The organism is Phocaeicola sp. ICN-14070, from assembly GCF_037892625.1.
Lineage (GTDB): Bacteria > Bacteroidota > Bacteroidia > Bacteroidales > Bacteroidaceae > Phocaeicola > Phocaeicola plebeius.
Genome location: NZ_JBBKBF010000053.1, coordinates 21,342 through 28,497, shown reverse-complemented (window position 1 = coordinate 28,497; position 7,156 = coordinate 21,342). Strand labels below are relative to the sequence as shown.

Here is a 7,156-nt window from a genome sequence, read left to right as displayed (position 1 = left end):
ATGTAGATTGTAAATCAAATAGTGTTGGGAAATATTAAATGAAATAAAGACTTGCTATAATATGGTTGTTTGTGAAAGAATGATTTAATTCTGAGAGTATTAAGGATAGGGCCATTAAACAGTTAATATTCGTGTTAGGATAAGTACAACAAGAGAGGCTGTCTCACTCCTTTATTTATAGTATACAATTGATAACTAAATAGAAGTTTTCCTAGAATCTGACTCTCTTTTTTATATCTCCCTTCTCTAAACCGTAGGTTTCGCGTTTCGGAAACCTATGTTTCCCTGCTAGAAAACGTAGGTTTCTCGATGGGAAAACGTATAAAACTCTTTGGTGCAATGCACTATTCACAAAAGGTTTTTATAAAGGAAAAAAGAAAGAGGACATAAGAATGATATAAGTCGGGATAAGAGAAATAAAAAGGCATTGCCTGTGAGTTTCAAACCTCAGGCAATGCCTTTCTTTATATCAGTACCGATAAACTATTTATCCGATATTCTTCACTTTAATCAGGTATTCAGCAATCTGAACGGCATTCAGAGCGGCACCTTTCTTAATCTGGTCGCCTACAATCCAGAAAGTCAGACCGTTTTCATTAGCCAGGTCTTTACGGATACGACCTACATATACAGGGTCTTTTCCAGCTAGGAACAACGGCATCGGATATTCTTTCTTTTCCGGGTTGTCCATCAGTACCAGACCTTCGCCGTTGGCAAATGCTTCGCGGGCTTCTTCTACAGATACCGGACGTTCTGTTTCAATCCAGATGCTTTCTGAGTGTGAACGAAGTGCAGGAACACGTACGCAAGTTGCACTAACCTGTACATCTGAGTGCATGATTTTACGTGTTTCATTGTACATCTTCATTTCTTCTTTTGTATAACCGTTGTCTGTGAACACGTCAATCTGAGGAATCAGGTTGAATGCCAGCTGATAAGCGAATTTCTCTACAGTGACAGGCTCTCCGGCCAATACCTGACGGTACTGTTCGTAAAGCTCGTCCATGGCAGCCGCACCGGCACCACTGGCAGCCTGGTAAGTAGATACGTGTACACGTTTGATATGAGTCAGGTTTTCGATAGCTTTCAGGGCTACAACCATCTGGATAGTCGTACAGTTAGGGTTGGCAATGATGCCACGTGGACGGTTCAGCGCGTCTTCTGCGTTGACTTCAGGTACTACCAGAGGAATATCGTTTTCCATACGGAAAGCGCTGGAGTTGTCAATCATCACTGCACCGTATTTAGTGATGGTTTCTGCAAACTCCTTGGAAATTCCCGCACCGGCTGACGTAAAGGCGATGTCTACTCCTTTGAAATCATCGTTGTGCTGCAGAAGTTTTACTTCGATTTCTTTTCCGCGAAAAGTGTATTTTCGTCCGGCACTTCTTGAAGATCCGAACAACAGCAGTTCATCTACCGGGAAGTTTCTTTCATCGAGCACACGCAGGAACTCCTGTCCTACGGCTCCGCTTGCACCAACAATTGCTACTTTCATTTCTTATGTTTCTTGTTTAAGTTAATAAATTCCGTGATTGTATTGCTTTCTGTATTTTAGTTAGATAGTTTTTTCTTCTACTTGTATCCTTTGAACCGCAAAATTAAAACATTTTGGAATACCAAAGGGGAAATACGGAACTTTTTTCGTATTTTTGTCCATAAATTTAAACCGAACAGCCCCTCATATATGAAAGATTTGTTAGATTTGGTTCATCTCAATATAGATTTTCCCATCACTGATCCTACGTGGATCTTTTTTTTGGTGCTGGTAATTATCTTGTTTGCCCCGATTGTTCTGGAACGTCTGCGCATTCCGCACATCATCGGAATGATTCTGGCCGGTATCGTCATCGGGGAACATGGATTCAATATTCTGGCGCGCGACAGCAGCTTTGAGCTTTTCGGTAAGGTGGGACTGTATTATATCATGTTCCTGGCCGGACTGGAAATGAACATGGAGGATTTCAAGAGTATCCGTGTGAAGGCTACGGTGTTAGGTTTGCTGGCCTTTATCTTCCCGCTGGGTATTGGTGTGTGGACCAACCTGAACTTGCTGGGGTACGGACTGATTACTTCTGTGCTGCTGGCCAGTATGTATGCCTCGCACACTTTGATAGCTTATCCGATTGTGATTCGTTACGGTATCAACCGGCAGCGGGCTGTCAGCATTGCGGTGGGAGGTACGGCGGTGACGGATACGCTGACCTTGTTGGTTCTGGCCGTCATTGCAGGTATGTACAAGGGCGATACTTCGGATATGTTCTGGGTGTGGCTGGTGCTGAAAGTCGTGGTGCTGAGCGTGGTGATTATGCTGACGTTTCCTCGCATCGGGCGCTGGTTCTTCCGTCGTTACAGTGACCAGGTGGTGCAGTATATCTTTGTGATGGCCATGGTCTTCTTGGGGGCCGGATTGATGGAGCTGATTGGTATGGAAGGAATCTTAGGCGCCTTCCTGGCCGGGCTGGTGCTGAACCGTCTGATTCCGCATGTTTCTCCGTTGATGAGTCACCTGGAGTTTGTAGGAAATGCGCTGTTTATTCCTTATTTCCTTATCGGAGTGGGAATGCTGATAAACGTGAATGTGCTGTTCGGCCATATCGATTCCATTAAGGTGGCTGGTGTCATGATTGTGGTGGCACTGTTAGGCAAATGGATTGCTTCGTGGCTGACACAGAAAATATATCGCATGAAGGCGGTAGAACGGGAGCTGATGTTCGGACTGAGTAATGCGCAGGCTGCGGCTACCCTGGCGGCGGTACTGGTGGGTTACAACATTATTCTGCCCAGTGGAGAGCGCTTGTTGAACGAAGATGTACTGAATGGTACCATTCTGCTGATTCTGGTGACGTGTGTGGTCAGCTCGTTTATTACGGAACATGCGGCCAAACGAATCGCGATGGATGATGCAGAGCTGGATGAAGAAAAAGAACAGCAAAAGGAACGTATCCTGATTCCTGTGGCCAATCCGGACACACTGGATAAACTGATGCAGCTGGCGCTGGTGGTACGTGATGAAAAGCGGATGGACAATCTGGTGGCACTGAATGTGATTAATGACAACAATGATTCTGTGCGGTTGGAGATGCGGGGAAAGAGAAGCCTGGAAAGGGCGGCTCAGATTGCTGCATCGGCCAATGTCTTTCTGAAAACAGTGTCGCGTTTCGACTTGAATATTGCTACGGGTATTTTACATACAGCTAAGGAAACTGAGGCGACTACGATTGTCATTGGTTTGCACAACAAGGCCAATATCGTGGATTCGTTCTTCGGTAACCTGACGGAAGATTTGCTGAAGAATACTTATCAGCAGGTGATGATTGCCCGCTTCCTGATGCCGGTCAATACGTTGCGGCGTATCATTGTGGCGGTACCTCCTAAATCGGAATTTGAGCACGGCTTTGTGAAATGGATTACGCACTTGTGCCGCATGAGTAGTCAGCTGGGATGCCGTCTGCATTTCTTTGCTCATCCCCAGACTTTGGGGTATATCAAGGGATATATCCAGAAGAAGCACAAGGATGTGATGACGGAATACCAGGAACTGGATAACTGGGACGACTTGCTGATTATTACAGGACAGGTGAATTACGATCATCTGCTGGTTATTGTCAGCTCACGAAGAGGGTCTATTTCGTACGACTCTTCTTTTGAACGCTTGCCTATGCAGGTATCCAGATATTTTAATAACAACAGTATCATGTTGTTGTATCCTGACCAGAAGGGTGACCCGAATGAGGCGTTAAGTTTTGCCGATCCGCATGGATGGGCCGAAACGCAGTATTATGACAAGGTGGGCAACTGGTTTTATAAATGGTTTAAGAAAGATTCATGAGCGAAGAAAATAAGAAAGAATGGCAGCAGCGCACGGAATTGCTGTTAGGCGAAGAGAAGATGGAGCGTCTGCGTAAGGCGCATGTGCTGGTGGTAGGCTTGGGAGGAGTAGGTGCGTATGCGGCTGAAATGATTTGCCGTGCCGGAGTGGGACGGATGACGATTGTAGATGCCGATACGGTACAGCCGAGTAACATCAACCGTCAGTTGCCGGCCACTCATTCCGTTATCGGACGTCCAAAGGCAGAGGTACTGGCTGAACGTTTCCGGGATATTAATCCGGAACTGGAACTGACCGTGTTGCCGGTTTACCTGAAAGATGAGGCTATACCTGAACTGCTGGATAGTGCGGCGTTTGATTTTGTGGTAGATGCCATTGATACGGTAGCTCCTAAGTGCTATCTGATATATCATGCCTTGCAACGCGGATTGAAGATTGTCAGTAGCATGGGAGCCGGAGCCAAACGGGATATCACGCAGATTCGTTTTGCGGATTTGTGGGATACGTATCATTGTGGGTTGAGCAAGGCGGTGCGTAAGCGTTTGCAGAAAATGGGTATGAAGCGGAAACTGCCGGTGGTATTCAGCACGGAGCAAGCCGATGCAAATGCCGTGATATTGGTAGATGATGAGCAGAACAAGAAGTCTACCGCAGGAACCGTCAGCTATATGCCGGCCGTATTCGGATGCTATCTGGCAGAGTATGTAATTCGTAAATTGTAAAGTCGTATGATTCAGTTGGAAGGGATAACCAAGAGTTTTGGTGCACTTCAGGTGTTGAAGGGGATTGACCTTGAAATCGGAAAAGGTGAAGTGGTCAGTATTGTGGGGCCCAGTGGGGCGGGAAAGACTACCTTGCTGCAAATTATGGGTACACTCGACAAGCCGGACGGAGGACGAATTATATTGAACGGCACGGAGGTGAACCGTCTGAAAGAAAAGGAGCTTTCTGCCTTCCGGAACCGGGAAATCGGTTTTGTTTTTCAGTTTCACCAGCTGTTGCCTGAGTTTACGGCGGTAGAGAATGTCATGATGCCGTCTTTGATTCAAGGCAAGTCGGCGGGAACTGCCCGAAAGGAAGCATTGGATTTGCTGGATTTCCTGGGATTGTCGGAGCGGGCCACGCATAAGCCGGCAGAACTTTCGGGTGGCGAAAAGCAGCGTGTGGCTGTAGCCCGTGCCTTGATGAATCATCCTTCGGTAATCTTGGCGGACGAGCCTTCCGGAAGTCTGGATACGCAGAACAAGGGAGAATTACATCGGTTGTTCTTTGAACTGCGTGACAAGTTAGGGCAGACTTTTGTCATCGTAACGCACGATGAGGAGCTGGCCACTCAGACCGACCGTACCATCCATCTGGTAGACGGACGCATCGTATAATATTAAAAAAATCCCGTCCCGGTATGTATACCGGCGGCCGGGATAAATTTTTCCTCGATTTATTAGTCTTTTAGAAAGAAAGGTGTACGATTTCCGGATTGTGGTCGGAAAGGAATTTCTTTGCCTCCCGGTTTTCTTCAGGAATGCAGCTGCGCTGTACCTCTATTTGAGGAGTGACAAATATGAAGTCAATTTTCTCACATGAATCGGCAGGAATGCGTCCGAAGTCATGGAAGGTATAGCTGGCACCTTCTTGCTGGAGAGCTGTCTTATGCGCATCCTTCAGTACGAAACTGTTGCCGGTGATGGTCTGGTAGGCTTCCGACTGGTCGGATACATTGAAGTCTCCGGTAACTACGGCAGGCTGGTCTCCTACGATTTCTTTTATTTTCTCAATAATCAGCAAAGCGCCTTTTTTACGGGCTTCTGTTCCCACATGGTCAAAGTGCGTATTGATGGCCATAAAGATTTTTCCGTTGGTTTTGTCTTTCAGCTTGGCCCAGGTGGCAATACGGGTGCAGGCACCGTCCCATCCGATGAAGCCTACACTGTCGGGGTATTGTGACAGCCAGAAGGTATTGTTGTCCAATAATTCAAAACGGTCTTTTTTATAGAACAGAGGGGCATATTCGCCTTGTGTCTTTCCGTCTTCTCGTCCCACGCCGACTTCGGCATATTCTGGCAGATGGGCTTTCAGGTCTTCAAGCTGGTGGTGCAGGACTTCCTGCATACCTACAATGTCCAGATTTTGTGCCTTGATGAAATTGGCTACGGTGTCCTTTCTGTATGTCCAGCTGTTCAGACTGTCGTAGGGATTGTCGTAGCGGATGTTGAAGGTGCTCCATGTGATTTCACTGGTTGGTTGGGGAGAGTGGCATGAAGCGATGGTCATGCACAAAGAGAGCCCCAGAAAACTTCCTAAAATAGTGTAGAGTTTCATAGATATAAAGTTTAATGATATATGTTTTTCCTATAAAACAAGTCACGGCGGTTTACCACTTACTTTGCGGCGTAAAAATAAAAATATTTTTAGTTTTTCTTTATAGGGAAGGCAGTGTGAGTATATGAGTTTTTTATGCTATCTTTGGCGGAAATAAAGAGTTGTTATGAGTCATATAAAATTAGGAAAATATAATCAGCTGGAAGTAGTGAAGGAAGTGGATTTCGGGGTGTACCTCAATGGAGATGAAGACGGTGAAATTTTGCTTCCGAAACGTTATGTGCCCGAAGGTACCAAGCCGGGAGACATTCTGAATGTATTTATTTACCTCGATATGGAGGAGCGTCTGGTCGCTACTACACTGCAGCCTTATGTGCAGGTGGGTGAATTTGCCTGTCTGCAGGTGGCATGGGTCAATCAGTTCGGTGCCTTTCTTGACTGGGGATTGATGAAAGACTTGTTCGTGCCTTTCCGTGAGCAGAAGATGAAGATGCAGAAAGGAAAACGCTATGTGGTGCATGTGCATCTGGATGAAGAAAGCTATCGTATTGTGGCTTCTGCCAAGGTGGAGCATTATCTTTCTACGGAGAAACCGGAGTACCAGCCGGGACAGGAAGTGAATGTCATGGTATGGCAGCGTACGGATTTAGGCTACAAGGTGATTGTAGAAAATCAGTTTAGCGGTATGCTGTTCCATAACGAGGTGTTCCAGCCTTTGGAAGCGGGAATGCACCTGAGTGCTTTCGTGAAACAAGTACGTCCGGATGGAAAGATTGATTTGGAATTGCAGAAGGCCGGTGCCCGGAAGGTAGATGATTTTTCCGAGGTATTGCTTCAGTACATCAAGGATAATGACGGCTTTACCCCGCTGAATGATAAGACCGATGCGGAGGTGATTTACCAGACCTTCGGTGTAAGTAAGAAGACTTTCAAGAAAGCGGTCGGCGATTTATATAAGAAAAGACTGGTGGTGCTGGAAGAAGGGGGTATCCGCTTAGTCTGAGA

The 7,156-nt window shown here is 46.3% G+C and carries 6 protein-coding genes; 4 read left to right on the top strand and 2 right to left on the bottom strand.

Features of this window, described 5'->3' with window-relative positions:
- Positions 1–487: 487 nt before the first annotated feature.
- Positions 488–1,498 carry an aspartate-semialdehyde dehydrogenase gene (locus tag WKT20_RS13415; protein ID WP_118163950.1) on the bottom strand — a complete coding sequence of 337 codons (1,011 nt, stop codon included), beginning with the start codon at positions 1,496–1,498 and terminating at the stop codon, positions 488–490.
- Positions 1,499–1,687: 189 nt separating this feature from the next.
- Here WKT20_RS13415 and WKT20_RS13410 point away from each other — a divergent pair, with 189 nt between their 5' ends.
- Genes WKT20_RS13410 through WKT20_RS13400 form a run of 3 tightly spaced genes read left to right on the top strand, consistent with a single transcriptional unit; the run spans position 1,688 to position 5,211 of the window.
- The gene (locus WKT20_RS13410) at positions 1,688–3,832 is read left to right on the top strand and encodes a cation:proton antiporter (protein ID WP_340417504.1); all 2,145 of its coding nucleotides are present in this window, start codon (positions 1,688–1,690) and stop codon (positions 3,830–3,832) included.
- Positions 3,829–4,554, top strand: coding sequence for a tRNA threonylcarbamoyladenosine dehydratase (locus tag WKT20_RS13405; protein ID WP_007559715.1), 726 nt, complete (start codon positions 3,829–3,831; stop codon positions 4,552–4,554). Before WKT20_RS13410 ends, WKT20_RS13405 begins: the two co-directional genes overlap by 4 nt.
- Positions 4,555–4,560: 6 nt before the next feature.
- The gene (locus WKT20_RS13400) at positions 4,561–5,211 is read left to right on the top strand and encodes an ABC transporter ATP-binding protein (protein ID WP_022054108.1); all 651 of its coding nucleotides are present in this window, start codon (positions 4,561–4,563) and stop codon (positions 5,209–5,211) included.
- Positions 5,212–5,281: 70 nt separating this feature from the next.
- Here WKT20_RS13400 and WKT20_RS13395 read toward each other — a convergent pair whose 3' ends face one another.
- Positions 5,282–6,103: an endonuclease/exonuclease/phosphatase family protein gene (locus tag WKT20_RS13395; protein WP_340417505.1), complete on the bottom strand. Its 822-nt coding sequence runs from the start codon at positions 6,101–6,103 to the stop codon at positions 5,282–5,284.
- Positions 6,104–6,317: 214 nt separating this feature from the next.
- Here WKT20_RS13395 and WKT20_RS13390 point away from each other — a divergent pair, with 214 nt between their 5' ends.
- Positions 6,318–7,154, top strand: a complete 837-nt coding sequence (locus tag WKT20_RS13390) for a CvfB family protein (protein ID WP_117670476.1) — start codon at positions 6,318–6,320, stop codon at positions 7,152–7,154.
- Positions 7,155–7,156: the final 2 nt, after the last annotated feature.

Bases quoted from the DNA above. Each gene is read 5' to 3' on its own strand.
- WKT20_RS13415 (WP_118163950.1), bottom strand. From the start codon at position 1,498: ATGAAAGTAGCAATTGTTGGTGCAAGCGGAGCCGTAGGACAGGAGTTC.
- WKT20_RS13410 (WP_340417504.1), top strand. From the start codon at position 1,688: ATGAAAGATTTGTTAGATTTGGTTCATCTCAATATAGATTTTCCCATC.
- WKT20_RS13405 (WP_007559715.1), top strand. From the start codon at position 3,829: ATGAGCGAAGAAAATAAGAAAGAATGGCAGCAGCGCACGGAATTGCTG.
- WKT20_RS13400 (WP_022054108.1), top strand. From the start codon at position 4,561: ATGATTCAGTTGGAAGGGATAACCAAGAGTTTTGGTGCACTTCAGGTG.
- WKT20_RS13395 (WP_340417505.1), bottom strand. From the start codon at position 6,103: ATGACCATCGCTTCATGCCACTCTCCCCAACCAACCAGTGAAATCACA.
- WKT20_RS13390 (WP_117670476.1), top strand. From the start codon at position 6,318: ATGAGTCATATAAAATTAGGAAAATATAATCAGCTGGAAGTAGTGAAG.